Genomic DNA, 25,937 nt, shown 5'->3' on the forward strand with positions numbered 1-25,937 from the left:
CAAAACCGTGCAAGGACCGTAACGAGTGTGAAGAGGTAACCGTGGAAGACAGGAAGCTGCGCATCGCAGCTGTTGGAGATGAACTGCTCGCGGGCCTGGGGGATCCCCGCGCCTTGGGCTGGCTCGGAAGAGTCCTTGCCCGCACGCCCCAGGACTCCGTCGTGGTGGAAAGTTTCCCGCTCCCCTGCCCCATGGAAGGCACTGAGGGTCTTGCCGCGCGCTGGCAGGATGAAGCCGGAAGGCGCTTCAGCGATCAGCACGAGAACCGGCTGGTGATCGGCTTGTCCGGACGTGACCTCGAATTTGGGCTGTCCACGGCGCGCAGCCGGCTGAACCTGGCCAACATTCTTGATGGCGCCTCACACAGCAGCGTGGAGGTTTTTGTGGTGGGGCCACCGCCCACGTTGGATCCGGCCCGAAACAAACGGCTGGCCGAACTGAACACCGCTTTTGCCGACGTGACCACAAGGCGGAACCATCACTACGTTGACACGTTCTCTCCGTTGCTCAATCATGAGCAGTGGAGGACGGACCTCGCAGCCAATGGGGGGACACCGGGCCAGGCCGGCTACGGATTGATTGCGTGGCTGGTCCTGCACCGTGGCTGGTTCCAGTGGCTTAACATCGCTCAACCGGAGTAGCCATGGCGCGGAACAAGCAGGTTTCTGTCAGAGCAACAGTCGCAGCGGTCGTCGCGGCCGCCGTCGCAGCCACAGTCTCCTGCAGTTCCGGTCCCCCCTCCCCTGCCATCTCGTCCACGGCTCCCGCATCTTCCACAGCGCCGGCATCATCCACACCGACGTCGGCAACCACACCGGCTACAGCTGCCCCTGCAGCTTTGCAGCCCTTCGATGCCGCGAACTTACGCGCGGATTTCGAAAGGGCAGCGAAGGACGTCCTGGTACCCGGAGCCGTTGTGCTGCTTGAAACGCCCGAGGGAACGCTTAGTGCTTCGTACGGCACCGGCGTCCGTGGCTCCGACCGGCCGGTAACCGCGGAGGACCATGTCCGGGTAGGTTCCGTCACCAAGACCTGGACCACCACCGTCATCCTGCAGTTGGTTCAGGAGGGCAAGCTCGCACTGGATGATCCCGTGTCCAAGTATCGCCCCGACGTTCCCAACGGGGGCGCAATCACCCTGGACCAGATGCTGACCATGCGCAGCGGCCTGTTCAACTACACGGAGACCCTTGAGCTCAATACGGCCATGGACAAAGAGCCTCAAAGAGTCTGGCAGCCGGAGGAACTGATAGCCCTGGCCTTCGCGCACCCACCGTATTTCGCCCCGGGCCAAGGCTTTCACTACTCCAACACCAATACGGTGCTGCTGGGGCTGATCGCCGAGAAAATTGAGGGAAAGCCCCTTGCAACCCTTTTCAAGGAGCGCATTTTCGAACCATTGGGATTGAAGGGAACGGTCTTTCCCGAGGTCTCTTCCAACGCAGTTCCGAAGCCCCATCCTCAAGGATATTTCTACGGTGACAACGTCCTCACCATGACCAATCCCGCTCTTCCGGAGGACATGCAGAAGGAAGCAACGGCGGGCACCCTCGCACCGAACGACGTCACTGATGTCAACCCGTCATGGGCCTGGGCCGCCGGTTCCGGGATTTCCACGGCAGCGGACCTGAAGACGCTGGGCGAAGCCCTTATCAACGGAAAGCTCTTGAAACCGGAACTTCAGCAACAACGGCTCGACAGCGTCACCCCGACCAATCCGGATAACCCAACCGGCGCTTCGTATGGATTGGGGATTGCAAAGTTCGGTAACCTGTACGGCCACACTGGGGAACTCCCGGGCTTCAACACCTTCATGGGCAGCGATCCAGCCAATGGCGTCACCCTCGTGGTGTGGACCAACCTGGCACCGACCGCCGATGGAAAGGACCCGGCGGTGATCATCGCCCGCTCACTCATCGACAAGGTCTACAGCCCGTCTTCCTGACTTACACCCGTCAGACTGTTGCGTCCCTATAATTCGCGATATATCGTGTTCTCATCAACGCGATATATCGCAATCTGGAGGGATCATGTCTGAAGAACTTTGGACCGTGACGGGCCCGCAAACCATGGATGTGGAAAATGTCCGCTCACTGAAGCTGGGCATCGTAAAAGGCCGCTTTGATGTGGTGACGCACCAAGAGCCTTTCGTCCGCATCGAGATCAGCGAGGTTACAGGTGATCCGCTCACGGTCAGCCTCGTCGACGGAAGATTGGAACTACGCCACCAGCTCCAAGGACCGCAGGGCTGGTTCCGCAATTTGATGGGCACCGTGAACAACACGAGCCCGAATTCGGTGATCGTCAGCGTCGCCTTGCCATCCGGCGTCGATGTTGAGGCAGGTACCGTTAGCGGTGACGGGATGGTCTCGGGAATCACTGGCCGCACGCGGCTGAACACGGTCTCGGGCTCGGTCCTTGCAGACGGTACCACCGGGGAACTGCACGTCAACACAGTCAGTGGCGAAGTCATCGCCAGAAACCACGACGGCGTCCTGACCGCCAAGAGCGTCTCAGGAGAAGTCACCGCGTCCGGCAAGTTCAAGAATGTCCGGGCCAGCACTGTGAGCGGCGACCTCAGCTTCGACCTCCAGGACTACACCAACGATCTTGGTGCCAATTCAGTCTCCGGAGACCTCACCATCAGGCTCCCGCATGACGTCGGCCTGGACATCGTGGCAAAGTCGGCCAGCGGAACAGTGGTGATTGATGACCGGATGTACGCCCAGCCAGGCAGTAACGTCCACACCATTGTGGGCCCCGACGAGAGGTTGATGCTGGTCAGGACCAACACAGTATCCGGCAAGACCTACATCATGCACGGCTCCGCGCCCGCACCGGAGAATGACCACCCGGTACCCGGGGAAGCCGGCATCTGATGCCTCCGGTCTTCGCGCACGGGGCACTGCGCCTCTACTTGCTTGCGTTGCTGGAAACAGGTCCGAAGCATGGCTACGAGCTGATCAAGGCCCTGGGCGAGAGGTTCGGTGGCACCTACTCCCCCAGCGCCGGCACCATCTACCCGAGGCTGGGCAAACTGGAGGAGGAAGGCCTCGTGGCCACCGAGGCCGAAGGACGCCGCACCAAATACCTCATCACAGATGCCGGACGCGCTGAACTGGACAGTCGACGGCAGGAGCTGGCTGACGTCGAAGAGACCATATCCGCCTCCGTCAGGCGGCTGGCTGACAACCTGCGGGAGGACATCCGCACCAATATGCGCGGCCTTCGGGCAGATCTCGCGGCCACGGCCGAGGCTGCCCGCGCCAACGCTTCCTCAGCTTCTTTCACCAGCCGGCCGGCAGGCCACACCCCGGATAGCCAACGCACCCTCAAGGAAGCGGAACTGTTGATCCAGCGATTCCGGGACGACATCCGCGTGGAGTTACGCCAGTACGGCGCCTCGCAGCCCCTTACCCCCTTAGCGCTGGAGACCGTCCGCACCGTGTTGGACCAGGCCCGCATATCGATCAGGAATTCGTTGCGGAATTGAGCGAAAGCTGGTGGTTAGAGCACCTCAACTCCGGCCCGGTTCGCGGCGCAGCACCCGGATGTGCGAAACTGGAGGGCAGCTTTATTGAGTATCAATCCTTGAAGGAGGCCAGCTATGAGCAAGCGTGCACGTAAGCGTCGTGACCGTAAGCGCGGCGGCGCGAACCACGGCAAGCGTCCCAACACCTAAGCCACCGGCTTAGCGTTACAAGCTTAAAAGCGAAGGCCCCGGAAACCATGCGGTTTCCGGGGCCTTTGACGTTATGGTGAGCCCTGCAAAAGCGTCAGGCTCTGCCACGTTCGGCGGGAATCAGGCGTCCACCGGCTTAATGGCGTGAATCCTGTCCAGAATGGAGTTTTTCAGGTTTTCCGGAGCAGATTCGGTGCAGGAGCGCTTTACCATAGTGCGTATAAGGCACTCGAGATCGTACTGCTCAGCACATTCCCCGCAGGTGTCCAGGTGCTGCTTGATCTCTGTGAGATCCTCGCGGGTCAATGCACCGTCGAGGTACTCGTAGATCCGCTGCATTCGCGTATCGTCGCAATCGCCCAATCCCTGGCAGTCGCTCATTTCTCTTTCTCCTGATTGTTGCTTCCGGCCGCGGCCTGATCATTGGTTTGGGCCCTGAAGCCCCGTTCGGCGGCATAATCCGCCAGCATGTCCCGCAGCATCTTCCTGCCGCGGTGCAACCGTGACATGACCGTGCCGATCGGGGTGTTCATAATTTCTGAAATTTGCTTGTACGCGTATCCCTCAACGTCGGCAAAGTACACCGCCAACCGGAATTCCTCGGGAATCGACTGCAAGGCGTTCTTCACGTCCGAATCAGGAAGGTGGTCCAGAGCCTCGGTCTCTGCGGATCGCAGGCCGGCAGAAGTATGGGACTCCGCCTTGGCCAGCTGCCAATCCTCGATCGTGTCCGAGTTGGACTGCAACGGCTCGCGTTGCCTCTTCCGGTAGAGGTTGATGTAGGTATTGGTCAGGATCCGGTACAGCCAGGCCTTGAGGTTGGTTCCCGGCTTGTACTGGTGGAAAGCCGAAAACGCCTTGGTATAGGCCTCTTGGACCAGATCCTCGGCGTCCGATGGGTTGCGTGCCATCCGCATGGCTGCCGAGTACAGCTGATCCACGTACTGCATGGCGTCACGCTCGAAGCGCGCCCGCCGCTCTTCGGGAGTCTCAGAAGCAGGGTCGACGTCGGTTACCGCCGTCGCGTCGTCATCCGCGCCGGCTGCCTGGTACATGGCCGCTGCGGCCGGTTCAGTGGTGCTCATCGTTGCCAAGTCTACTGTCAGCTGCCGTGATTCCGGCTGCATTCCATATCCAGGCTCCGGCAACACCACCCGGTCCTTAACCAAAGTCAAAAAACCAACTCCGTTCAACAAGCGGCAAACACCATGCCGCAGTCCGGTCTCCACCGCACCTGATGTTCACAACGGTTGCTGCCGGGTAAATATTCCGCAAAAGTGCAAGACTAGAGCAGACTGCACCCCTTGAACACAACACTCACCGAACCAATGTGGCAAGCCATCAGGAGGCAAGACATGTCTGTTATCCGTTTTCTCGCACGTCCCATGCTCGCGTCCAGCTTCGTCGTCGCAGGGCTGGACAAGCTCAGGAACGCGGACGACACTGCGAAGCAACTCTCGCCGGTCCTTCGCCGCGCCTCAGAGTCGCTCCCCTTCAAAGCCGACGAAAAAACACTCGCGCGCGTGATCGGCGGGGCACAGCTGGGAGCCGGAGCACTTCTTGGACTCGGCAAACTCTCCCGCTTCGCCGCTACGGTCCTGGCCGTAACGTCGGCATTGAACTCCTACGTTGAATGGCGTTCTGCCGACATCAGCACCAAGGAAGGCCGCAGCGCCCGCAAGGCCCGGCTGCTGAAGAACATTTCCCTTACAGGCGGCGTCCTGCTGGCTGCCGTTGATACCGCAGGCCGTCCCAGCATTGCCTGGCGGGCAGAGCACCTGGCTGCCGACGCCAAGAAGGTGACGGGCAAGCAGATCAAGCGTGCAGATAAAGCAGTTCGCAAGGCCGTTGACAACGCAGTTGGAGCATAAGGAAGCATGACCGGTACCACCTCCGCACACGCCGATTCAAACAACACCGCCACTTCGTTGCCGTTATGGCCGGCTCCCTATGCCAAGGAGCCGGTGAACGCGACAGTGACGGTCCCCGGTTCAAAGTCGCTCACCAATCGTTTCCTGGTGTTGGCGGCCTTGGCGGATGGTCCCTCACGGTTGCGGGCTCCGCTTCACTCCCGCGATTCGGCGCTCATGATCCAAGCCTTGCGGCAGTTGGGAGCTACCGTCACCGAGGTACCCGGTGAGGGCAGGTTCGGGCCGGATCTGGAAATTACACCGCTTGATCCTGCCGCCGCCGGCGCCGAGACAGCAATCGACTGCGGACTGGCCGGTACGGTCATGCGATTCGTTCCACCGCTGGCTGCATTGCGTAACGGCGTTACAGTCTTCGACGGCGACCCCCACGCCCGTAAGCGGCCCATGGGCACCATCATCGAAGCCCTGATCGCCCTCGGCGTCCCGGTGGCAGCCGATGGCGGCAGGACGCCGTCGGCCCTTCCCTTCTCTGTTGAGGGCACCGGCGAGGTTCGCGGCGGACATCTGATCATTGATGCCAGCGCTTCATCGCAGTTCGTTTCCGCGTTGCTGCTGGTAGGCGCCCGGTTCAGTGAAGGCCTGCATCTTGAACACGTGGGCAAGCCCGTTCCCAGCCTGGACCACATCACCATGACCGTAGAGGTCCTTCGCAGCGTTGGCGTGATGGTTGATGATTCAGTGCCCAACCATTGGCGGGTCTCCCCTGGTCCCATCCGGGCTTTTGACCAGCGCATTGAGCAAGACCTCTCCAACGCAGGACCCTTCCTCGCCGCTGCACTTGCCACCGGCGGCACCGTGCGCATTCCCAATTGGCCTGCCGGTACCACACAGGTGGGCGATCAGTGGCGGAGCATCCTTACAGCCATGGGGGCCGAAGTAACTTTCCAGGACGGAACGCTGACCGTGACCGGCGGGCCTGAAATCATGGGCGCGGACTTTGATGAAACCAGCGAATTGGCACCAACGGTTGCGGCACTGTGCGCTTTGGCGAGCGGGCCGTCGCGACTGACCGGCATTGCACACCTCCGGGGGCACGAGACCGACCGGCTTGCCGCTTTGGTCGCCGAGATCAACGGACTCGGTGGTGACGCTGAAGAGACCGCGGATGGCTTGGTGATCCGCCCGGCGGCCCTTCACAGTGGTGTGGTCCACAGCTACGCCGACCACCGGATGGCTACTGCCGGAGCCATCCTGGGCCTCGCGGTCGAGGGCGTTGAGGTTGAAGACATCGCCACGACCTCCAAAACCATGCCGGAGTTCCCCCAAATGTGGGAAGCCATGCTGCAGCGGACCGAAGACGCCTCAGATCATGATGAGGCCAGCAACTGACCATGGGCCGTGACGCACGCTCCTGGGACGAATCGGATGTTCGGATCCGTCCCAGTAAAAAAGGATCCAGGCCCCGCACCAAGGACCGCCCCAGCCATGATGATGCCGTCATTGGCCGCATCATCACAGTGGACCGCGGACGGTACAGGGCAATTGTTGATGAAGATTCCACGAACGAACGCATTGTCATTGCAGCCCGCGCCCGTGAACTTCGCCGCAACCCCGTGGTCCCTGGCGACTTCGTGGCCCTCGTAGGGGACGTATCAGGTTCACCGGACACCTTGGCACGCCTTGTTCGGGTGGAGGAACGGAAGACGCTGCTTCGCCGCAGTGCTGACGATACCGATCCCATCGAACGGGTTGTGGTGGCCAATGCCGATCAGCTTGTGGTGGTTGTTGCCGCCGCCAACCCGGAACCGCGTACCGGGTTCATTGACCGGGCCCTGGTTGCAGCCTACGACGCCGGCATTGAACCGCTGCTGCTCATCACCAAGGCTGACGTCAAAGATCCGGCCGAACTCCTGGCCAATTACCTGAGCCTGGACTTTCCGGTGATCATCAGCCGCACCGCCGACTCCGAGGCCGGCGGCATTGACGCCCGCTCCGATGACGGGCTCTCCGCCCGTCTGGACAAAGACGCGGTATCCCAGCTCCGCTCACACCTCGGTGGGAAAGTCACCGTAATGCTCGGCCACTCCGGCGTAGGCAAATCCACCATGGTCAATGCCCTGACCGGCGCAGAACGTGCCACGGGCGGGGTAAACGCTGTAACCGGACGAGGACGGCACACCTCGTCCTCAGCCTTGGCGCTCAAGCTTGATGATGCCCCGTCCGGCAGTTGGATCATTGACACGCCCGGCATTCGCTCCTTTGGTTTGGCCCACGTTGACCCGGACCGGATCCTGCACTCGTTCCCGGACCTGGAGCCCGGTACGGAGACCTGCGACCGCGGCTGCAAGCACGGTGCCAACGCTACGAATTGCGGGCTGGATGCGTGGGTAAATGATGGCCATGCCGGCCCATCTGGAGTGGCACGGTTGGCATCCTTGCGCCGCCTGCTGGGTGCCGACCCCCGCCTGGAAGCCAAAGAGACCAAGGAGCTTGGAACCGTCAACTGATGGGCGGCGGCTTCACCTCCCCACTGCAGCGGGCGTTTCAGGATAGTTTGGTGGCATGACCCAACCCGTTTCCACCTACAACGATGACCTGCGCCTTGCCCACGTCCTCGCTGATTCAGTCGATGCCCAGACCATGGATCGCTTCAAGGCACTGGACCTGCAGATCGAAACCAAGCCGGACCTCACGCCGGTTACGGACGCTGACAAGGCCGCGGAGGAAGCAATCCGCGGCCAATTGTCCCGTTCACGCCCGCGGGATGCGGTTCTTGGCGAGGAGTTTGGCAGCAGTGGGCACGGTTCGCGTCGGTGGATCATCGATCCCATTGACGGCACCAAAAACTTTGTCCGGGGCGTCCCGGTGTGGGCAACGCTGATCGCCCTCGTGGACGAAGGCGAACCCGTGGTGGGAGTGGTCAGCGCGCCGGCATTGGGCAAACGGTGGTGGGCTGCCAAGGACATGGGCGCTTACATGGGCCGCTCCCTGGCCTCGGCAACACGACTCAAGGTGTCCAATGTTTCCCGGCTTGCCGACGCCTCGATGTCCTACTCCAGCCTCTCGGGATGGAAGGAACGCGGCAACCTGGATGAATTCCTGGGGCTCACCGAGGACATCTGGCGCACACGCGCCTACGGTGACTTCTGGTCCTATTGCCTGGTGGCCGAGGGTGCGGTGGACATCGCGTGCGAGCCGGAGTTGAACCTCTATGACATGGCTGCACTGGTCCCTATTGTCACTGAGGCAGGTGGCCGGTTTACCTCCTTGGAGGGCGAAGACGGTCCCTTCGGCGGCAATGCACTGGCTACCAATTCCATCCTGCACTCCGAAGTCCTCAAGCGGCTGAACCCCGGGCTGGACGACCTTCTCTAACAACCGAACCCTTGGCAAGAGCTGAATATTCCACTGTGGGGACCCCTTTTTTGGGGGTCTCCACAGTCTTTTATTCGCTGGAAAGTCCAAATCGCATCCAACGTAACAAAGGGCTTAATAAACGGCGGTCGCTTTGGAAGCGTCCCGCCCCGTGCCTTAGCCTTTTTTACAGGTCACGAGTGCCAGCGCTAAACCCCGGTTTGCTGGCCGGCAACCCTCCATTCGCGGTGGGGTGCCCCGGGTGACGACCCGGCCGGTCCGGAACGGATGCGGCAAGCGCGGATCCCCCAACGGGGGTCCCTCTTGAGCGAGGTCCCATGAGCACTGTCACGTTGAACTCAAACACCATTGCGTCCCTTGTAGACGAGTCACTGCCCCAGGCAGCCGCAGCGGTCCGTCCGCTCGCCGCAGTCACCGGCGCTGAACTGCAGGCACCACTGATCCAAGGTGGTCACGTACGCTACGCAAACCTCGACTACGGCGCATCGGCTCCGGCCTTGAGCATCGTCTCCGCCTACCTCAACGAAGTCCTTCCCTATTACGCCAGCGTGCACCGGGGAGCCGGGTATGCCTCCCAAATCAGCACGTCCGTGTACGAGAATTCCCGAAACATTGTCCGTGACTTTGTGGGCGGCCGGCCTGATGACTCCGTGATCTTCACACGGAACACCACGGATTCCCTGAACCTCTTGGCCGGGTGCCTGCCCCGGGTGGCCGGCGAGTTCACCGGTGAAGTCCTATACCTGGACATCGAGCACCACGCCAACCTGCTTCCTTGGCAGGGAGTCCCCCACCGCAGCGTGGTGGCGGCCCCCACCTTGGCTGAAACCTTGGACAAGCTCCGCGGCGAGCTCGCCCAGGGCGGGGTAAGCCTGCTGGCAGTGACCGGCGCCTCGAACGTCACCGGCGAAATCCTCCCCATAGCACGTCTGGCTTCGCTGGCCCACGAACACGGCGCAAGAATCGTGGTGGACGCGGCCCAGCTCGCCCCGCACCGCCGAATCAACATCGCCGAGGCTGACGTCGACTACGTCGTCTTCTCCGGACACAAGCTGTACGCCCCCTTTGGTGCCGGCGTCGTGGTGGGCCGTCCCGATTGGCTCGACGCCGGAACTCCCCACCTGGCCGGCGGTGGAGCGGTTCGCGAAGCCCGCCTGGACTCAGTCAGCTGGGCAGCCGGACCCGCGCGACACGAAGGCGGCTCACCCAACGTGCTCGGTGCCGCAACTCTTGCCCGGGCCACCCAGGTGCTCGCAGGCCTGGACCAGGATGCATGGCACGCCCACGAAACTGCCATCCGCTCATACCTGGTGAAAGGGCTGGAAGCCATTGACGGCGTGACCGTCCACAAGATCTTCAACGATTCACTGGACACCATCGGCGTGGTCAATTTCTCGGTGGAAGGATTCGACGCCGGACTGGTTGCCGCTTATTTGGCGGCGGAACATGGCGTTGGCCTGCGGGATGGCCGCTTCTGCGCCCACCCGCTCCTCAAGCGCCTTGGGCTCCCCTCAGGATCCTTGCGGGCGAGCTTCGGCGTGGGCTCCCGACTGGAGGACGCCACGCGGCTGCTGGCAGGCATCGAAGAACTCAAGCGCAACGGACTCGGGTGGGACTATGTGGTGGACGAAGGCCGCTGGGTCCCGGCCAACGATCACCGCAGCTACCCGGAGTGGGCGCCGAATACTCCAGGCACCGCGGGCGCAGCTCCCTGCACCGTCGACTAGAAAAGAGTCTGCACCTTCTGCTGAGGTGGGCAGCTGGGGCAGTGCCGGACAGGGACAATGCGGTAAATTCGTAGGGTACTTTTTGCCACCCTCCAAAGGAGTTCCGCGTGTCCATGTCCTCCCAGGGTGGTGCCGCAAACCTTGCGGCAGGCATCCCCGGACCAGCCGGACCGAGGGGTCCAAAGCTGGCCGCCATCCGTCGGCTCGAACTCGGCCAGAGCTTTCAGGACGGCGGAGAACACTACGAGCGCGTACGTCCGGGGTATCCCGGTGATTCAGCGGACTGGCTGATTCCCGCAAGGGCTCAAACCGCGGCCGACCTTGGAGCAGGCACGGGCAAGTTCACGGCATTGCTCGTCGAACGCGGACTCGAGGTCGCCGCCGTCGACCCTTCCGCGGACATGCTGAAGCAACTTCGAAGGGCCTACCCCCACGTCATGGCGCTGGAGGGAACGGCAGAGGCAACTGGACTGGCGGACTCAGCATTCGACGTCGTCAGCGTTGCCCAGGCCTGGCACTGGTGCGAACCCCTCGCAGCCAGCACCGAGATTGCCCGGATTTTGCGGCCCCACGGAGTTTTGGGGCTCATCTGGAATCAGTTGGATACGTCACTGCCTTGGGTACACCGCCTTTCCCGCATCATGCATGCAGGCGATGTCCACAAGCCCGGTTTCCGCCCAGTGATCGGCCCGGAGTTCGAGGGTCTGGAACACCACGTGACCGCGTGGCAAGACGCCCTGACACCTGAAGACATCATGGAACTGACCAAGTCCCGCAGCTACTATCTGCGCGCCAACGACGCCACCCGCGAGAAAGTCCTGGGCAACCTGAAGTGGTACCTCTACGATCACCTTGGCCATGCCCCCGGTGAAGCCATTGGGTTGCCCTACGTGACGCAAACGTGGCAGGCATTCAAGATCCAGGGTCCAACGCCACTGTAGGCTTGGAGCGTGAAGACCAGTACGCCCTCCTCCTCGATCGAGGACTACGTCAAGGTCATCTACTCCTACACGGAGTGGCAGGACAAGCCCATTACGTCGTCCCAACTAGCCCAGCGCCTGGGGGTGGCCAATTCCTCGGTGTCCGAAATGGTGCGCAAACTCAAGGACCAGGGTCTGGTTGATCACCAGCCCTACAGCGCTATCAGGTTGACCTCAGAGGGCATGCGTCTTGCGCTGTCCATGGTCCGCCGCCACCGCCTCATTGAGACCTACCTGGTGGAAGAACTCGGCTACAGCTGGGACGAAGTTCACGACGAAGCCGAGATGCTCGAACATGCGGTATCCGATACTTTCATTGAGCGCATGTCCGCCAAGCTGGGCCATCCTGTACGGGACCCGCACGGGGACCCGATTCCTACAGCCGACGGGTCTGTTGAGCTGCCTCACGCTTACCGGATGATCGAGTTGGATCAGGGCCACTCAGGGCGCATCACGCGCATCAGTGACGAAAATCCTGACCTCCTGAGGTATCTCGCTGCAGAGGAGATCGCCCTGGACGCCCCCGTTGAAGTGGTGGGGCGCAAACCCTTCGGCGGCGCCCTGGTGGTGCGCATCGGCACCGGCGCCACAGGCCGGGAATTCGACCTCGCGGACGAGGTCACCTCGGCTCTATGGGTTCAAAGCGCCGAGGCCCACGAAGGTTGCGTTCTTCCGGCCAGGTGACCCTATAAGCACGGAGGGTCAGCTACGCTGGCCGGCCGCGCCGTCGTCGTCGCTTGTTTCGTCAGCTTCGCTCAGAACGGCAGGGGCGCCTTCCCGCACTGGGTTCCTGATCCCTGCTGCAGATGCCACCGCGCCAAGCACGAATAAGCCGGCCGTCACCAGTAAAGCGTTGAACAGACCCTCCCTGGTAAATACCGGGCCCACAATGACGCCGGCGAATGCGATGGAGATCAGTCCAGCGATTCTGGCAATGGCGTTGTTGACCGCCGAACCAATCCCCGCCTCATCCGGCGGGACAGCACCGAGGATTGCAGCCGTTAGTGGCGCCACCAACGTGGCCAGTCCCAGGCCAAAGACGATTTGGCCCGGCAGTACCTGCATCCAGTAATTAAGGGGCTCCTGAACCGTGAGCGACATCAGGAAACCCGCAGCGCACAGCAGCGGGCCGATGGTCATGAACCAGCGGGGGCCGTACTTCCCTGCCAGAGCACCAAAGTAGGACGCCCCCAGCATCAGGATGACAGTACTGGGAAGCAGTGCCATGCCCGCCACCGTGGCCCCCATGCCGCCCACCTGCTGCAAGTAGATACCCAACACGAAGAAGCCCAGAGAGATGGCGGCGTAAATGGCCAGAGTGGCGAGATTACCCCACGCAAAGTTGCGGATACCGAAGAGCCTGAGCGGCAACATGGGCTCAGCAGCCCGGGACTCGTGGATGAGGAACAGCACCATGGCTGCTATGCCCACCAAGAGCGGAACCCACACTTGAGGGCTGCTCCACCCCATCCTTCCCTGTTCGATAAACGCATACACCGCACCGCCCAAGCCCACCATGGCCAGGAGAGCTCCCAGGTAGTCGATCCTTTTGCTCTTGTCCCTGGCGGCGTCGGACTCCCTTAGGCCTGCAAGCATGGGCCAAATGGCCACTGCGGGAATGACGTTGATGAAGAAGATGAACCGCCAGGAAAGCAAGTCCACAGCGACACCACCGATGAGCGGACCCACAATGGCCGCGGCGCTTGTCCATCCGGACCACTGGCCAATGGCCTTGGACTGGGCCGGGCCGGAGAACGAGGAAATGATCATGGCGAGCGAACTCGGGACCAGAAGCGCGCCGGCCACCCCTTGCAGGGCCCGGGAAACCACCAGCACTTCGCCGGTCCACGCCAGCCCGCACATCACCGAAGTCAGGGCGAAACCGGCCAATCCCCATTCAAGGATCCTTGCTCTGCCGAAATGATCCGAAAGCGAGCCCGCTACCAGGATCAGCGCGCCCAACGTCAGCAGGTAGGCGTCCACCACCCACTGCTGGATGACCAAGCCACCGCCCAGTTCTCGACCTATTGCCGGGAGTGCGAGATTGACCACAAAGCCATCAAGGATTGCGATGAACGACGCCACAATTGCCACCACAAGGACGCGCTTCTGGAGCGGAGTACTCGGGGGCAGGGCTGCTGCGTCAGTCATGTGCACAGCCTACGCCGGGAAAGTCCCGTATCGTTGAATGGTGATTAGTAGACGTGATGCCGCTTTGGCCCTGGATATTTCGATGGAAATGGCCCAACGCCACGGTATTCCGTCCCGCCTCTCCGAAGCGGATCTGAGGGACATGCAGGACAACCCTCCCCCGTGGCTGGTGCAGTCCCGGGCCAACCGTACCGGCAAACGACCCGTCTGGGTCCACCTGACGTGTGCCGTATGCGGCTACACCGAAGCCGTACGCCCCAAGAAATGGTGGCCCGAGTTCTCCTTCGTCTTCTGTGGCACGCATCGGAACAGCGAGCTGCCAGAGCTCTTCCTCGGCGACGTACGCAGCGAGTATGAAGGCGTCGGAAGCCGGTTCGTCGGCGTCGTGGACGTTCGCAAGGACTAACTTGCGTTGGGCCTAGGCCTGCTGGCTCATCTCTGCAGGTACGGCAGTCAGCTTCAGCACCTTACCGTCGCGGAGCACCGTCAACGGGAAGGGCTGGCCGATCGCCTCGGCAAACAGCAGTTTCTGCAGGCTTTCAGCGCTCGATACCGCCCGATCCAGAGCACGCAGAACCACGTCCCCCGGCTGCAGTCCGGACGACTCAGCCGGTGAGCCCGGGATTACTTCCACCACACGCAGGCCTTCCTTTTGTCCGGTCCGCACCACTGCACTGGCATCCAACGGGATCGGAGTGCTCACCAAGCCCAAGTACGCACGGTGAACCCGTCCGTCCTTCAGGAGCGAAGCAATGATTCGCTGGGTTGTTCCGTTAATCGGTATTGCCAGTCCCAGCCCCAGGCCGGCAACTGCTGTGTTGATGCCAACGATCCGTCCTTTCGTATCGGCCAGCGCGCCACCGGAGTTTCCGGGATTGAGCGCAGCATCGGTTTGGATGACATCCTCGATGACACGACGGTGCTCACCGGCCCGCACAGGAATGGATCGTCCCAATCCACTCACCACACCGGCAGTCACAGACCCCGCCAGTCCCAGCGGATTGCCCACAGCGATCACCAATTGACCCACCCTCAGAGTCTCAGCGTCGCCCAACAACGCCGGCGGTGGGGAGGTCCTCACGCCACGGACTATGGCGAGATCCGAGAGGGGATCTGCGCCTACCAGCTCCACGTCCGTATGCTTACCGTCAGCAAACACAGCCCGCCCGGACCGGATACCAGCCACCACGTGCGCGTTGGTCAGCATGTACCCGTCTGCAGTGAAGACCACTGCTGAACCACTGCCTCCGCGTAGCCGGCCTCGACGGTCCGTGCTCGTCATCTCAATGGCCGCCACGTGCGGCGTCACGGACTCAGCAACTCCTATGACGATCCTGGAGTAAGCGTCCATGGCCTCAGAGTCCTCATGGAAGACATCGTCAAATGCCGGATTCGTAGTCATCATGTGCCTCCTGCTGCGCCCGCCCTATACGTCGGCAAGACGCCTACTCACTACAACTCTCTAACACGGGCCGGTAGTCCGGGAGTCGCTACGCCCTAGGTGAACGCCCAGGAACCTGCCCAAAGAGAAAACCCCCGGATCGCGAGGATCCGAGGGTTTTCCGGGGTGGAGATGGGGGGAATTGAACCCCCGTCCGATGTCGTTTTGTCAGGGCTTCTCCGGGCGCAGTTCGCGTCGGATTTTCTCGGCCCCAGCCATCCTGCGAACAGGTGGCTGATCCGGGCCCAGTCATCTAAGAGTCCCGTTTACCTCAATGACGAAGGCAAACAGCAGTGGCTATCTAAATGACGCCAGGAACCGGGGCGATAGCAACCCCGGGCTGACGGACTGTCTTACTGCTTAGGCAGCGAGAGCGAAGTCAGTGCGCTTAGATTCGGCACTTATTGGTTTGCAGACAGCGTTTACGAGATAATTCTGCATCCTCGGCCCGCTTCACCTGTCGCGACTAACATCGTCGAAACCGATCATCCCCGTATTTTGTTACCAAACCCGGCAGGAGTCTTTGGAATCCCATCGGACTACCTATCATAACGCATTCATCCGGTGGATCATTCCCCGGACGCAGTGTTGCTAGCGTCGGTTGCGTTCCCGCAACTCGCGCAGAGATTCGCGCTTGTCCTGCTGCTCGCGGAGGGTCTGCCGCTTGTCGTAATCCTTCTTGCCACGGGCAATGGCGATTTCCACCTTGGCCCGGCCGTCCAGGAAGTACAGCTGGAGAGGAACAACAGTGAATCCGGACTCGCGGATCTTTTGCGAAATCTTGTCCAGTTCATCCCGGTGCAACAAGAGCTTACGACGCCGACGGGCGGCATGGTTGGTCCAGCTCCCCTGATGGTACTCGGGGATGTGGATGCCCTCCATCCACAGTTCGTCGTTGTAGAACGTGCAGAACCCGTCAACCATGGAGGCATGACCTTCACGGAGGGACTTCACTTCTGTTCCCATGAGGGCAATACCTGCCTCATAGGTATCCAGAACATGGTAGTTATGCCGGGCCTTCCGATTGGTGGCCACTACCTTACGGCCACTTTCCTTGGGCACGGTAGAACTCCTTGATAGATGCGGATTTCAACTAGTGTACGCCAGCACGGCGGACTCTCCGCGCGCTGTGGGCACGCTACAGAAGGGTCATGGGGTCCACTGCGGCGCTGTTAAGCCAGGTTTCAAAGTGCGCGTGGCAACCTGTTGAGTTACCCGTGCTCCCCGAGTAGGCAATGAGTTGGCCTGCTGATACCTGCTGACCGTTCGCCACCACAATGCTGCTGTTGTGGTAGTAGATGGTGGTGAGCGAATTGCCTTGAACCACGCCATGGGACAGTTTTACCCGCCATCCACCGCCGTCGGCAGAGTTCCATCCCGAGTTAAAGACCTCTCCCGCGGCCGCGGCGTAGACAGGCGTGCCACACGCTGCTCCAAAGTCAATGCCGGTGTGCATGTAACCACCGGTGCCGTAGAAGTCGATGGTGCCTGGTGGTGTTGCCCGCCAGCCGAATCCGGAGGTAATGGGGACAGCGCTTGCGAAGGGGTGCCGAAGACCGAAGGCTGACGGTGAACCTGCCGGCGGAGGGGAATACGGCGGCTCAGGAGGCGCAGGCCTTCCCTGGGCTGCTGCAGCAGCAGCGGCCGCCGCTGCTGCTGCTTCAGCGATCCGTCGCTGTTCGGCTTCCCAAGCTTCCCTGAGCTTCCGGTCGCGCTCCACGATTTCAGCGGCCACAGTATTCTGCTCCGCTTTGACCCGGGCGAGGTTGGCTTCAATGCCGGGCTTGGCAGCTTGCAGTTGTCCGTTCAGCCGCGTGGTGTCCTCAATCAGCTTGTCGACTTCAGCCTTCTTGCTGGCAGCTTCGTCTCTTGCCGATTTCTCCCGCTCCAGAGCTGCGTCTGCTTTGCTCTTGAGATCCTGGATTTCCTCCTCGACGGCAACCAGCCTCGCCTGGGAGTTGACGTTGGTGGCGTTTTGCTGAGTCAGCTTGGTCATCGCCGCGTTTTGGCTGCGCATGGCCTGATCAGCCAAGTCCATGGACTCGGTGAGGCTGCCGGATTCACTGGACCCGAACAGGAGGGCAATGTTGGTAGGCACACCACCGGACTTGTAAGCCTGCGAGGCGATCTGGCCGATCAGCTTCTTGGTGTCGGTGATCTTCTGCTTATCGCTTTCAAGCTGCTCTGTGATCTTGGCTTTGTTCTGCTGGGCAAGCTCAACCCTGGCAGCAAGTGCCTCGACTTCCTTGACCGCGCTGGCTACCCTGCCCTGCGCCTCCAGGAGGGCCTGCTGGGCGCCCGGAAGTCGGCCCTGGTAGATGACCAGGTCACCGGCAGCCTTGGCGATGTTGGAATCTACGAACTCCAGCGATGCCTGAACGCGGGCCGCTTCTGCTTCCAGCGCAGCTTGCTGGTCCTCTAGGGTGTCGGCCGAGGCAGCCGGAGCGCCGGACAACAGGCTGACGGCCAACCCCACGGCAAGAACCGCCCCCAGAAACCGAGCATGGCCGGACGCGAGGCGCCGGCGCAAAGGGTTCGGGTCCAACGTGGTCATCAGGAGTCCTTTTCGATTGTCAGCATGGCAGTCGTTTCAGTCGGGGCGTCCACGGCTACACCTTGAGGTAACGCCGGAGGGTCAACAGCGAAGATATACCAGCCAAACCGGCACCAAGTGCAATCAGTACCGGAGCAATCACCAGCACCTGGGTGGAGGAGATGAAGGGGGTATTGAGGAACTGCCGCGACAAATCCCCGTTGAGCCAGAAGTGAGCCATCAGCCAGAGCGTGACAGAGGCCAGGAGTGCCCCGACGACAGCAGCAATAACACCTTCGAGAATGAACGGTAGTTGGATCACCATCTTTGATGCCCCCACAAGCCGCATGATTCCCGTTTCACGCCGTCGGCTGAAGGCAGAGAGCCGGATCGTGGTGGTAATCAAGAGGACTGCGCAGAAGATCATCACCGCCGCAACGCCTATGGCTGCAACTGACGCCCCGTTCATCCAGGAAAAGATCCGTTCGAGCACCTGCCGTTGGTCGCTGACGGTCTCAACACCTGGCTGCGAGGAAAACGTCTCGCTGATGATCTCGTACTTCTCCGGGTTCTTCATATTGATCCGGAAGGAGGCCGGCAACTGGTCTTCAGAGACGGAATCAACAATTGGCGAGTTGGAGAACTGCTCCTTGAAATGCTTGTAGGCCTCAGCTTGAGACTCAAACTGGAAATCGTTGATGTAAGGCTTGATGGCCGGCGACTCAAGCATTGCCTGGAGGTTTGCCTGCTGTTCCTTGGTGGCAGAACCCGAAGCGCAACCCACCGCCGTCGAGCCGTCATTGCAGAGAAAGACGGCCACCTGGACTTTGTCGTACCAAAAGCCCTTCATCTGGTTGATCTGCATCTGCAGCATTCCTGCTGCACCCACGAACGTCAGGGAAACAAAAGTTACCAGGACCACGGAAATAACCATGGAAAGGTTACGGCGCAGGCCGCTGCCGATTTCCCCCAGGATAAACAAAAGCCTCACAGCTGTGCCCCCTGCGCGCGGTTGAGTTCCTCGCCGCTGGCGTCCCTCAACCGGCGCGACTCTCCCACAACCGGAATCATTGAGGTGTAGAGCGCCTTCGCTTCGTCGCGAATGACCTTGCCGTTTTTGAGTTCCACCACCCGGCGCCGCATCTCATTGACGATGTCGTCGTCGTGCGTGGCCATGACTACCGTGGTGCCGTTCTGATTGATTTTGTCCAGGACGCCCATAATTCCCATCGAGGTAATGGGGTCAAGGTTTCCGGTAGGTTCGTCCGCCAGCAAAATACCGGGGCGGTTTACGACGGCGCGCGCGATCGCCACGCGCTGCTGCTCGCCCCCGGAAAGCTCATGGGGCATACGGCGTTCTTTGCCCTCCAGGCCAACGGTCTTCAAGACCTCCGGCACCGTCTCCCGAATAATGGAACGGCTTTTACCGATCACCTGCATCGCGAAAGCTACATTCGCGAAAACGTTCTTCTGTGGCAACAACCGGAAATCCTGGAAGACAACCCCAATTCCGCGCCGAAGCTTAGGGACGCGCCAGCTGGAGATGTTGGCAACGTTCTGGCCAGCCACATACACAGAACCGGCCGAAGCCTTGTCCTCTTTCAAAATCAACCGAAGGAACGTGGACTTGCCCGAGCCAGAGGCGCCCACCAGGAAGGTGAATTCGCCGCGGTTGATCTCAAGGCTCACGGCATCGAGCGCTGGTCGGGCGTTCTGCTCGTAGACCTTGGTGACATTCTCAAATCTGATCATGGGCCTTTTGAACCCCGCCGGACATGGCGTAACCGCCCAGTCCAACAGCCGGAGCGCGGGCTTTCGATGGGGGAAGTGAGAGCACCGGCCACTCGACTATACGCACGTGGCAGCTGTGATTCCGCGGCTTTCCCAGGCGTGTCGCGCAATCGGAGATTTTCGCCTGGCTCCCGCTGCGCCAGCAAACCCCTAGTTGGCCGCAGCGTTCCGGTTGCCTGTACGCCAGCGAATGCCGGCGTCGATGAAGTCGTCAATATCCCCGTCCAGAACGGCCGAGGTGTTTCCTACTTCGTGTTCCGTCCTCAGGTCCTTGACCATTTGATAGGGATTGAGAACGTAGGAGCGCATTTGGTCACCCCAGGAAGCCTTGACGTCTCCCGCCAGTGCCTTCTTTTCGGCGTCCTGCTGTTCCTTCTTAACAAGCAGCAACCTCGACTGAAGCACACGCATGGCAGCCGCCCGGTTCTGAAGCTGGGATTTCTCATTCTGCATTGAAACCACAATGCCTGTGGGGATGTGCGTCAGCCGGACAGCGGAGTCAGTGGTGTTAACGGACTGACCGCCAGGACCGGAGGAACGGAAAACGTCCACACGGATCTCGTTGTCCGGAATCTCGATTGAGTCGGTCTGCTCGATCAAGGGGATGACTTCAACTGCCGCGAAAGAAGTCTGACGGCGCCCCTGATTGTCAAAGGGACTGATACGAACAAGACGGTGTGTGCCGGCTTCAACGCTCAAGGTGCCAAAAGCGTAGGGTGCCTTCACTTCGAAGGTGGCGGACTTCAACCCTGCTTCTTCAGCGTAGGAGGTATCCATGACGGTAGTGGGATAGCCATGGCGTTCAGCCCACCGAAGATACATTCTCATCAACATCTCGGCGAAATCGGCAGCATCGACGCCACCGGCCCCCGCCCTGATGGTGACCACGGCCTCGCGCTCGTCATACTCCCCGGACAGCAGGGTGGTAATTTCGAGCTCAGCCAGTGCCTTGCGGATGGAGGAGAGTTCTTTGGCTGCTTCAGCCATGGAATCTTCGTCGCCCTCATCCTGGCCGAGTTCCACCAGGACTTCGAGGTCGTCAATTCGCGACGCCAGCTTGGACAGGCGCTCAACTTCAGACTGTCTGTGCGACAAACGTGAGGTGATTACCTGGGCGGAAGCAGGATCGTCCCAGAGGTCCGGGGCCCCCGCCTGTTCGCTCAGCTCAGCGATCTCAGCCTTGAGAGCATCAACATCGGTGACGTTTTCGATTGAGCTGTACGTTGCTCGAAGTGCGCGGATTTCCGCGGGAAAATCAATTTCAGCCATGATCATCCCAGCGTACGCTATCCGTTGCACTCTCTGATGGCTCCTTACCCGGGCCACGCAGCTTGCTCCCAGGGAGCTCAGCGGCGTACGGATCGCTATTGAACGAGTCGGGACCGGGCCGTCGCCTTCGCCTCGATGAGAATCCCGTCGGGTACCAGAAAACTAACCACCGGGGGGTGCACGACGGCGGTAAGGACCACAACCGCTGTACCACCGGGCTCACTCCCGGTACCTCCCGCGATAACCAGGTGGTCGTGGCGGGAAGAGGCGCTGCTGGCTTCGAGATAAGAGTCCGTAGCAGCCATCACTCTGGCGTCCACCAATGTAGTTGACGGAGCGCCTCCTCCACCCATGTCCCCTACCGTGTACGAATCCGCGGCAGCGAGCGCGGCCCCGTCAGCCAGAGACAACAGTTTTTTATGCTCCAAATAGACCGCTGAGGCAGCCATAACCACTGAAGCCAGGAGTAGTGCCAAGAGCACGAAGCCGACAATCAGAACCGTGATCTGGCCTTCCTGCGGTTCCCCCTTCGATGAGGCCACGGTCATTGGTACCTTCCCACCACTTGGGAGGCTGTTGCACTGAGCCGGCCCGCCTTCAAGTGCAGTGCGTCCCCAAATGGCATAAAAGGCAAGGCAACGTCCAGTTGAACCGTCACAGTCACTGTTGTACCGGCAGACAAACACCCTTCGCGATTACACGCGAATGTCACGCTGGCTAATTCAGGTGGATGTCCGTAGTCCTTCAGGGTAACAAGCACGCTCCGCTCCGCGGCAATCCTCGCACTTGCCGGGTCCGCTTGGGTCACAAAGACCTTTGCTGCTTGATCCGCGGCACCCACCACTGCAAACGCCCCTCCTTGGATTTGGCCTACGGTCACAACGAAATAGACCACGGGCACCATGAGGAGCACTGCGAGAAAGGTAAATTCCACCACCGCACTGCCGGTTTCTGCTTCAGGACCCGCAGTACCGGTATTCGCCCTGGGATGGGATCCGCCCGGCAAGCACAGGGCCTCGCGCACCCTCCGACGGAAAGCGGTCAACCGTACCTTTGCCGTGTCAACCCGGAAGATCGGCATGACCCTTGACCTCCAAGGTCTCACGCGGGCCAATCAGTCCAACAACCGGCAGAGGGGCCCTTACGGTCACTTCCAAGGTTCGGATTCCCTCTATGGTCACTTCAGTCGATGTGACGTCCCGTGAAAATTCACTGTTCAACGAACCAGCGATCAACTCCGCGGTCCTGGTCCTGGCATCGGCGAACGTCCGGTCTGACAATGAGCCGTACCGCGCCCCGGAAGCTGCTGCATCAATGAGGGTATTCCGGACGTGCAGGACCAGCATGAGTTGAACAACCGACATAAAAAACAAGGTGAGCAACGCACCAACCAACACGAAGTCCACCACCGCGGATCCTTGCTCCTTCGCATTTCCAGCTGGCCATGAGGAATCAGGGTCACCAACAATCCATGGATACTTCTTCACCGCGGGTCCTAATTGCCCACCTTGCTCATGGCCTGATTGAAAAGGTCGCTCAACGCCGGCGTTGCGATGGCAAGCAGCCCTGCCACAAGGATCGCGGACATCAATGTAATCATTACCCAGCCGGGTACGTCACCGCGTTCACTGTCATCCTGCGGAGGCAGTCCCCTCCGGGCGGCCACTACGAACAACCAGAAGGAACACAGGAACAGGATGGACAAAGCGGACGGTTTGCGTGCAATGCGATTCATGATTTTCCCCAAGGTATTTGAGACTCTGTTGATTCGGGATGGTGCTGATTCGGGATGGTGCTGATTGATGCGGTGAACGGACCGCCAAGCTGGATCAAGGACTGGGACGTTAGAGGCTCATTTCCAACGCGGCGATCGCAGGAAAGGCGGCAAAGATAACGGTCAGAGGGAGAACGCCGAAAACCAGCGGGACCATCATGGCAATCTCTTTACGGCCTGCAGACTCCATAAGATCGCGCTGCGCGGCGTCCCTGACATCCGCAGCCTGCGCCCGGAGGACATCGGCCAGAGGCGTTCCGCGCTCCACGGCCACCACCAGGCCGTCAATGAATCTGACCAGCGGCGGCAGTTCCGCCCTTGAGGAGAAGGCTTGGAGCGCTTCGGTAAGTGGCTTACCGGATCGTGCATCGGCCAGGATGGTGGCGAACTCTCCGGAGAGCTCACCGTTGGAACTGCGGCTCACCCTGTCCATGGCTCCCATCGCGCTCTCCCCCGCAGCGACAGCGAGCGCCATGAGTTCCGCCAGGCTGGGAAACTCAGACAACATCCTCGATTCCCGTCGTTTAATCGTCTGCCCCAGGAGGTAGTCGCGAAGGAGGTAGCCGCCCAGCGCGCTTCCGATGACCGAAATGAAGGAAACAGCCGGACTGAAGCGGCCGGCACCGGCGCCGGCGACAACCACGAGGACAGCAACGACGAACGCGACACCGGCCCAAAGAAACTGTTCAGCACGGAAGTCCAGCGTTGATTTCGTTGAACCGGCGCGGGCAAGCCGCTTTCCAAGGGCCGTAGAGCCTACGTTCAACCGGGACATGGAGGAGACAACATCGCGGATGATTGGCCGCAGTATTCGTTCAAGGGGACCAAACGGCGTGAGATTGTGTGTGGGGCCCCGCAGAAGGCGTGACTCCAGATTCTGCGACTTCAGTTGTGGTTCGATCCGGTCGGCGAAGCTCGTTCCGCGCATAAACGGGAGCCTCACCAGGATCAACCAACATCCGGCACCCAGGAAAAGGCCGCAAAGCACGGCGACAGCGGTTGATGTGTTCATCCAAATACCCGCTCGTCTTCCGGCAAGGCCCCAACGCGAAGCATGACGGAGTAGCAGAAAACGGAGACCAGGAGACCTCCAAGCAACACCATCGCGCCGAGCCCGGAGTTATAAGCCAGCATGGCTTCAGGTCTGCTTGCCATGACCACCAAAACAATCCAGGGCGCAGCCACGGCAAGCCGGGCCGCATTGACTGTCCATGACTGGCGGGCTTCGAGCTCGCTGCGTGTCCGCGAACTATCACGGAGGAACCCGGAAAGAGTTCCCAACATCCGGCCGAGATCCGAGCCACCTACTTCGCGGGTCATTCGCAAGGCCTCTATTATGCGGTCGGCCACGGGATCGGCGAGCCGGTCCTTAAGTTTGTTCACCGCAGCCTCAAAATTTCCCGCGGCTCTGTAGTCGGCCCCAAAATCCAAGAACAGGTCACGCAATTCTTCGGGTCCGTTGTGTCCCAGCTGGATCAGTGCTTCCGGAAGTGCAAGACCGGCACGGATGGCCGAGCGCAAGTGGTCCACTACGTCCGGCCAGAGTTGCCTAAGCGCGTTCCGGCGATGACGCGCCCGCCAACGGACCGCGGCAAAAGGAACCCAGGCACCGAAAATTGCGAAGCAGACTGCAACTGGAGGGGATCCTGTCAGAACGAAGAAGGCAAGCAGCGCAAAGAGGCCACAACCGCCACAGGTGGCTAGGAGCCCACCACTGGAGACTTTCTCGATTCCTGCTGACATCAGGAGAAGGTCCAAGCGCCGGGGCTTCTTCCTTTTTGGTTCCGAGGGCGGCTCTACCCATGTGGACCACCACACGAGGAATACTCCTAAGCCTCCTGCAATACCTAAGAGGGGCGCCATCAGTTCAACTCCAGAAGGGCAGCAACATCGAACCCCGCCCGGGCAAATTTATCCGCTGCCGGCATCGAGTTGCCTCTGGGCTGTAACTGCCCGCCAACCATTCCAAAGACACCAGAGGACTCAATGATCCCGTTCTCCACCCTGCGCCCCAGGGACAGTATCTCGGTCACTTGCCTGCGCCCTGTGGAATGGCGCCCGCAATGAACCACGAGGTCAATGCACGACGCGACCGTGGGCACTACAAACGCACTGGAAATGTTCGCACCTGCCAGGAGCGGGAGGGTGCAGATTTTCGTTACGGCGTCGTGAGCGGAGTTGGCATGCACAGTACACATCCCAGGCAGGCCAGAGTTCAGTGCAATAAGCATGTCAAGGCTTTCCGCTTCCCGAACCTCTCCCACTATGAGGCGATCCGGCCTCATCCGAAGCGCTTCCTTAACAAGGCGCCGCAAAGGGATTTCACCTTCACCTTCGAGGTTGGCTTGACGGCATTGGAGGCCCACTACGTCGCGCAAAGGCAACTGCAACTCAAAGATCTCCTCCACGGTGATAACGCGTTCACGGGAACCGATGCTCGAAGCCAGGCAATTTAGCATGGTGGTCTTTCCCGCTTGGGTTGCCCCTGAGACCAATATGTTGAGCCCGCTGGCTACCGAAGCACCAAGAAACCGGGCAGCCTGGGGCGTCAGGCTCCCGAGTTCCACCAAGTGTTCGAGCCGGCTGGCCCTGGCAATGAACTTCCTGATGTTCACTGCCCAGTGCTTGCGGGTAATGTCCGGGATCGCTACATGAAGCCGGGAGCCGTCCGGGAGGGCCGCATCCACGAACGGGGATGAGACATCTACACGGCGGCCGGAACTCTTCAGCATCCGTTCAACGAGATCGCGCACCTGCTGCTCAGTGAGACTGACGGCAGTCAGCTCTGGTTCACCGTTGCGGGCCACGTAGATTTCATGCGGGGCGTTGATCCATATCTCCTCAATCGCTGGATCATCCAAAAGGGGCTGCAGCGGACCAAATCCTGCCACGGCATCAAATATGTGTTGCCGCGCTGCCTCCAAGTGGCCGAGCGAGGGCAGTGGCCCCAGGAGCGCACGTTCGTCGTAATCGTTCACCGCGGCGTCCACAAGGAGCCGCACGTCCTTCGTTTGCTCCAGGGGATCCAGGCCACGGCGCCTGATGAGTTCCCGGACTTCTCCCTCGACGATTTTTACAGCATCCACTTCTCTCCCCGATGATCACGAGCGCGTAAACGAGAGGCGCATCTCGAGTTCTTCACGCTAGGCGAGCAAATAAGGCGCCTCAAGTCGTCACCAATGGCATGTGGATAACTCCCATCGTCAGTCACATCAGCATCCCTGATCCCACTAGTCACTCCAGTCCCGGAATGTTAGGGTAAAGCCCGTTAGGAGCTGGCCTTTGGTCTCATGCGCAGGCGCCCCGCCCCGGAGCTTGTCCGCAAGCCACCCCATGTGCCGCT

The 25,937-nt window shown here is 60.7% G+C and carries 28 protein-coding genes, 1 other RNA gene and 1 riboswitch; of the genes, 13 read left to right on the forward strand and 16 right to left on the reverse strand.

Annotation, left to right across the window (positions count from 1 at the left end):
• Positions 1–41 precede the first annotated feature (41 nt).
• The 5 genes from ABI796_RS12400 (at position 42) to ABI796_RS12420 (ending at position 3,682) form a co-directional block, all read left to right on the forward strand.
• Positions 42–641 (forward strand): GDSL-type esterase/lipase family protein, encoded by a 600-nt coding sequence (locus ABI796_RS12400; RefSeq protein ID WP_141282482.1) that lies wholly within the window; start codon positions 42–44, stop codon positions 639–641.
• Positions 642–643: 2 nt separating this feature from the next.
• On the forward strand, positions 644–1,945 hold the full coding sequence (locus ABI796_RS12405) for a serine hydrolase (protein ID WP_141282480.1): 1,302 nt from the start codon (positions 644–646) through the stop codon (positions 1,943–1,945).
• A gap of 85 nt (positions 1,946–2,030) precedes the next feature.
• Entirely contained in the window at positions 2,031–2,879 is an 849-nt protein-coding gene (locus ABI796_RS12410; protein WP_141282478.1) for a DUF4097 family beta strand repeat-containing protein, read from the forward strand.
• Positions 2,879–3,493: a PadR family transcriptional regulator gene (locus ABI796_RS12415; RefSeq protein WP_141282476.1), complete on the forward strand. Its 615-nt coding sequence runs from the start codon at positions 2,879–2,881 to the stop codon at positions 3,491–3,493. The genes ABI796_RS12410 and ABI796_RS12415 overlap by 1 nt, the downstream gene beginning before the upstream one ends.
• 114 nt (positions 3,494–3,607) lie before the next feature.
• Positions 3,608–3,682 carry a 50S ribosomal protein bL37 gene (locus ABI796_RS12420; protein WP_369299106.1) on the forward strand — a complete coding sequence of 25 codons (75 nt, stop codon included), beginning with the start codon at positions 3,608–3,610 and terminating at the stop codon, positions 3,680–3,682.
• 120 nt (positions 3,683–3,802) lie between these two features.
• Here the strand turns inward: ABI796_RS12420 and rsrA are convergent, their stop codons facing one another.
• Positions 3,803–4,063, reverse strand: a complete 261-nt coding sequence (rsrA, locus tag ABI796_RS12425; protein ID WP_062066287.1) for a mycothiol system anti-sigma-R factor — start codon at positions 4,061–4,063, stop codon at positions 3,803–3,805.
• Positions 4,060–4,809 carry a sigma-70 family RNA polymerase sigma factor gene (locus tag ABI796_RS12430; RefSeq protein ID WP_303409136.1) on the reverse strand — a complete coding sequence of 250 codons (750 nt, stop codon included), beginning with the start codon at positions 4,807–4,809 and terminating at the stop codon, positions 4,060–4,062. Before ABI796_RS12430 ends, rsrA begins: the two co-directional genes overlap by 4 nt.
• Positions 4,810–5,037: 228 nt before the next feature.
• Here ABI796_RS12430 and ABI796_RS12435 point away from each other — a divergent pair, with 228 nt between their 5' ends.
• The 7 genes from ABI796_RS12435 to ABI796_RS12465 all read left to right on the forward strand — a co-directional run bounded on the left by ABI796_RS12435 (position 5,038) and on the right by ABI796_RS12465 (position 12,319).
• Positions 5,038–5,553, forward strand: a complete 516-nt coding sequence (locus tag ABI796_RS12435) for a DoxX family membrane protein (RefSeq protein ID WP_141282471.1) — start codon at positions 5,038–5,040, stop codon at positions 5,551–5,553.
• A 6-nt stretch (positions 5,554–5,559) separates the two neighbouring features.
• Entirely contained in the window at positions 5,560–6,942 is a 1,383-nt protein-coding gene (gene aroA / locus ABI796_RS12440; RefSeq protein ID WP_174754485.1) for a 3-phosphoshikimate 1-carboxyvinyltransferase, read from the forward strand.
• Positions 6,943–6,944: 2 nt separating this feature from the next.
• On the forward strand, positions 6,945–8,060 hold the full coding sequence (locus tag ABI796_RS12445; protein WP_141282469.1) for a ribosome small subunit-dependent GTPase A: 1,116 nt from the start codon (positions 6,945–6,947) through the stop codon (positions 8,058–8,060).
• 55 nt (positions 8,061–8,115) lie between these two features.
• A complete protein-coding gene (gene hisN, locus ABI796_RS12450; RefSeq protein WP_141282467.1) occupies positions 8,116–8,928 on the forward strand; it encodes a histidinol-phosphatase in 813 nt (270 codons plus the stop codon).
• A 171-nt stretch (positions 8,929–9,099) separates the two neighbouring features.
• Positions 9,100–9,213, forward strand: a riboswitch (SAM riboswitch).
• A gap of 32 nt (positions 9,214–9,245) precedes the next feature.
• Positions 9,246–10,655: an aminotransferase class V-fold PLP-dependent enzyme gene (locus tag ABI796_RS12455; protein WP_141282465.1), complete on the forward strand. Its 1,410-nt coding sequence runs from the start codon at positions 9,246–9,248 to the stop codon at positions 10,653–10,655.
• Positions 10,656–10,768: 113 nt separating this feature from the next.
• The gene (locus ABI796_RS12460; RefSeq protein WP_141282711.1) at positions 10,769–11,596 is read left to right on the forward strand and encodes a class I SAM-dependent methyltransferase; all 828 of its coding nucleotides are present in this window, start codon (positions 10,769–10,771) and stop codon (positions 11,594–11,596) included.
• Between the two features lie 9 nt (positions 11,597–11,605).
• Positions 11,606–12,319 (forward strand): metal-dependent transcriptional regulator, encoded by a 714-nt coding sequence (locus ABI796_RS12465; RefSeq protein ID WP_141282463.1) that lies wholly within the window; start codon positions 11,606–11,608, stop codon positions 12,317–12,319.
• A gap of 18 nt (positions 12,320–12,337) precedes the next feature.
• Here ABI796_RS12465 and ABI796_RS12470 read toward each other — a convergent pair whose 3' ends face one another.
• Complete coding sequence (locus ABI796_RS12470; RefSeq protein ID WP_141282461.1) at positions 12,338–13,792, reverse strand: DHA2 family efflux MFS transporter permease subunit; 1,455 nt, start codon at positions 13,790–13,792, stop codon at positions 12,338–12,340.
• 31 nt (positions 13,793–13,823) lie between these two features.
• Here ABI796_RS12470 and ABI796_RS12475 point away from each other — a divergent pair, with 31 nt between their 5' ends.
• Positions 13,824–14,192 carry a hypothetical protein gene (locus ABI796_RS12475; protein WP_246095716.1) on the forward strand — a complete coding sequence of 123 codons (369 nt, stop codon included), beginning with the start codon at positions 13,824–13,826 and terminating at the stop codon, positions 14,190–14,192.
• 12 nt (positions 14,193–14,204) lie between these two features.
• On the opposite strand, the gene ABI796_RS12480 is transcribed toward ABI796_RS12475, so the two are convergent.
• The 13 genes from ABI796_RS12480 to ABI796_RS12540 all read right to left on the reverse strand — a co-directional run bounded on the left by ABI796_RS12480 (position 14,205) and on the right by ABI796_RS12540 (position 25,680).
• The gene (locus tag ABI796_RS12480; protein WP_141282459.1) at positions 14,205–15,191 is read right to left on the reverse strand and encodes a S1C family serine protease; all 987 of its coding nucleotides are present in this window, start codon (positions 15,189–15,191) and stop codon (positions 14,205–14,207) included.
• Between the two features lie 160 nt (positions 15,192–15,351).
• Positions 15,352–15,720, reverse strand: a transfer-messenger RNA (tmRNA) gene (gene ssrA / locus ABI796_RS12485).
• A 98-nt stretch (positions 15,721–15,818) separates the two neighbouring features.
• Positions 15,819–16,289, reverse strand: a complete 471-nt coding sequence (smpB, locus tag ABI796_RS12490; RefSeq protein WP_017198498.1) for an SsrA-binding protein SmpB — start codon at positions 16,287–16,289, stop codon at positions 15,819–15,821.
• A gap of 76 nt (positions 16,290–16,365) precedes the next feature.
• Complete coding sequence (locus tag ABI796_RS12495) at positions 16,366–17,781, reverse strand: M23 family metallopeptidase (protein WP_141282457.1); 1,416 nt, start codon at positions 17,779–17,781, stop codon at positions 16,366–16,368.
• 55 nt (positions 17,782–17,836) lie between these two features.
• Entirely contained in the window at positions 17,837–18,751 is a 915-nt protein-coding gene (gene ftsX, locus ABI796_RS12500) for a permease-like cell division protein FtsX (RefSeq protein WP_141282455.1), read from the reverse strand.
• A complete protein-coding gene (ftsE, locus tag ABI796_RS12505) occupies positions 18,748–19,512 on the reverse strand; it encodes a cell division ATP-binding protein FtsE (protein WP_141282453.1) in 765 nt (254 codons plus the stop codon). Before ftsE ends, ftsX begins: the two co-directional genes overlap by 4 nt.
• Before the next feature lie 189 nt (positions 19,513–19,701).
• Complete coding sequence (gene prfB, locus ABI796_RS12510; RefSeq protein ID WP_017198502.1) at positions 19,702–20,820, reverse strand: peptide chain release factor 2; 1,119 nt, start codon at positions 20,818–20,820, stop codon at positions 19,702–19,704.
• 95 nt (positions 20,821–20,915) lie between these two features.
• Positions 20,916–21,368, reverse strand: a complete 453-nt coding sequence (locus ABI796_RS12515) for a pilus assembly protein TadG-related protein (protein ID WP_141282451.1) — start codon at positions 21,366–21,368, stop codon at positions 20,916–20,918.
• Between the two features lie 513 nt (positions 21,369–21,881).
• Positions 21,882–22,307 carry a TadE family protein gene (locus ABI796_RS12520; RefSeq protein WP_373091387.1) on the reverse strand — a complete coding sequence of 142 codons (426 nt, stop codon included), beginning with the start codon at positions 22,305–22,307 and terminating at the stop codon, positions 21,882–21,884.
• An 8-nt stretch (positions 22,308–22,315) separates the two neighbouring features.
• Positions 22,316–22,555 carry a hypothetical protein gene (locus ABI796_RS12525; protein WP_141282447.1) on the reverse strand — a complete coding sequence of 80 codons (240 nt, stop codon included), beginning with the start codon at positions 22,553–22,555 and terminating at the stop codon, positions 22,316–22,318.
• Between the two features lie 109 nt (positions 22,556–22,664).
• Positions 22,665–23,606 (reverse strand): type II secretion system F family protein, encoded by a 942-nt coding sequence (locus tag ABI796_RS12530; RefSeq protein ID WP_141282446.1) that lies wholly within the window; start codon positions 23,604–23,606, stop codon positions 22,665–22,667.
• Positions 23,603–24,457: a type II secretion system F family protein gene (locus tag ABI796_RS12535; protein ID WP_141282444.1), complete on the reverse strand. Its 855-nt coding sequence runs from the start codon at positions 24,455–24,457 to the stop codon at positions 23,603–23,605. Before ABI796_RS12535 ends, ABI796_RS12530 begins: the two co-directional genes overlap by 4 nt.
• Entirely contained in the window at positions 24,457–25,680 is a 1,224-nt protein-coding gene (locus ABI796_RS12540; RefSeq protein WP_141282442.1) for a CpaF family protein, read from the reverse strand. Before ABI796_RS12540 ends, ABI796_RS12535 begins: the two co-directional genes overlap by 1 nt.
• Between the last annotated feature and the right edge of the window lie 257 nt (positions 25,681–25,937).

This window comes from Paenarthrobacter aurescens, from assembly GCF_041549525.1.
Taxonomy (GTDB): domain Bacteria; phylum Actinomycetota; class Actinomycetes; order Actinomycetales; family Micrococcaceae; genus Arthrobacter; species Arthrobacter aurescens.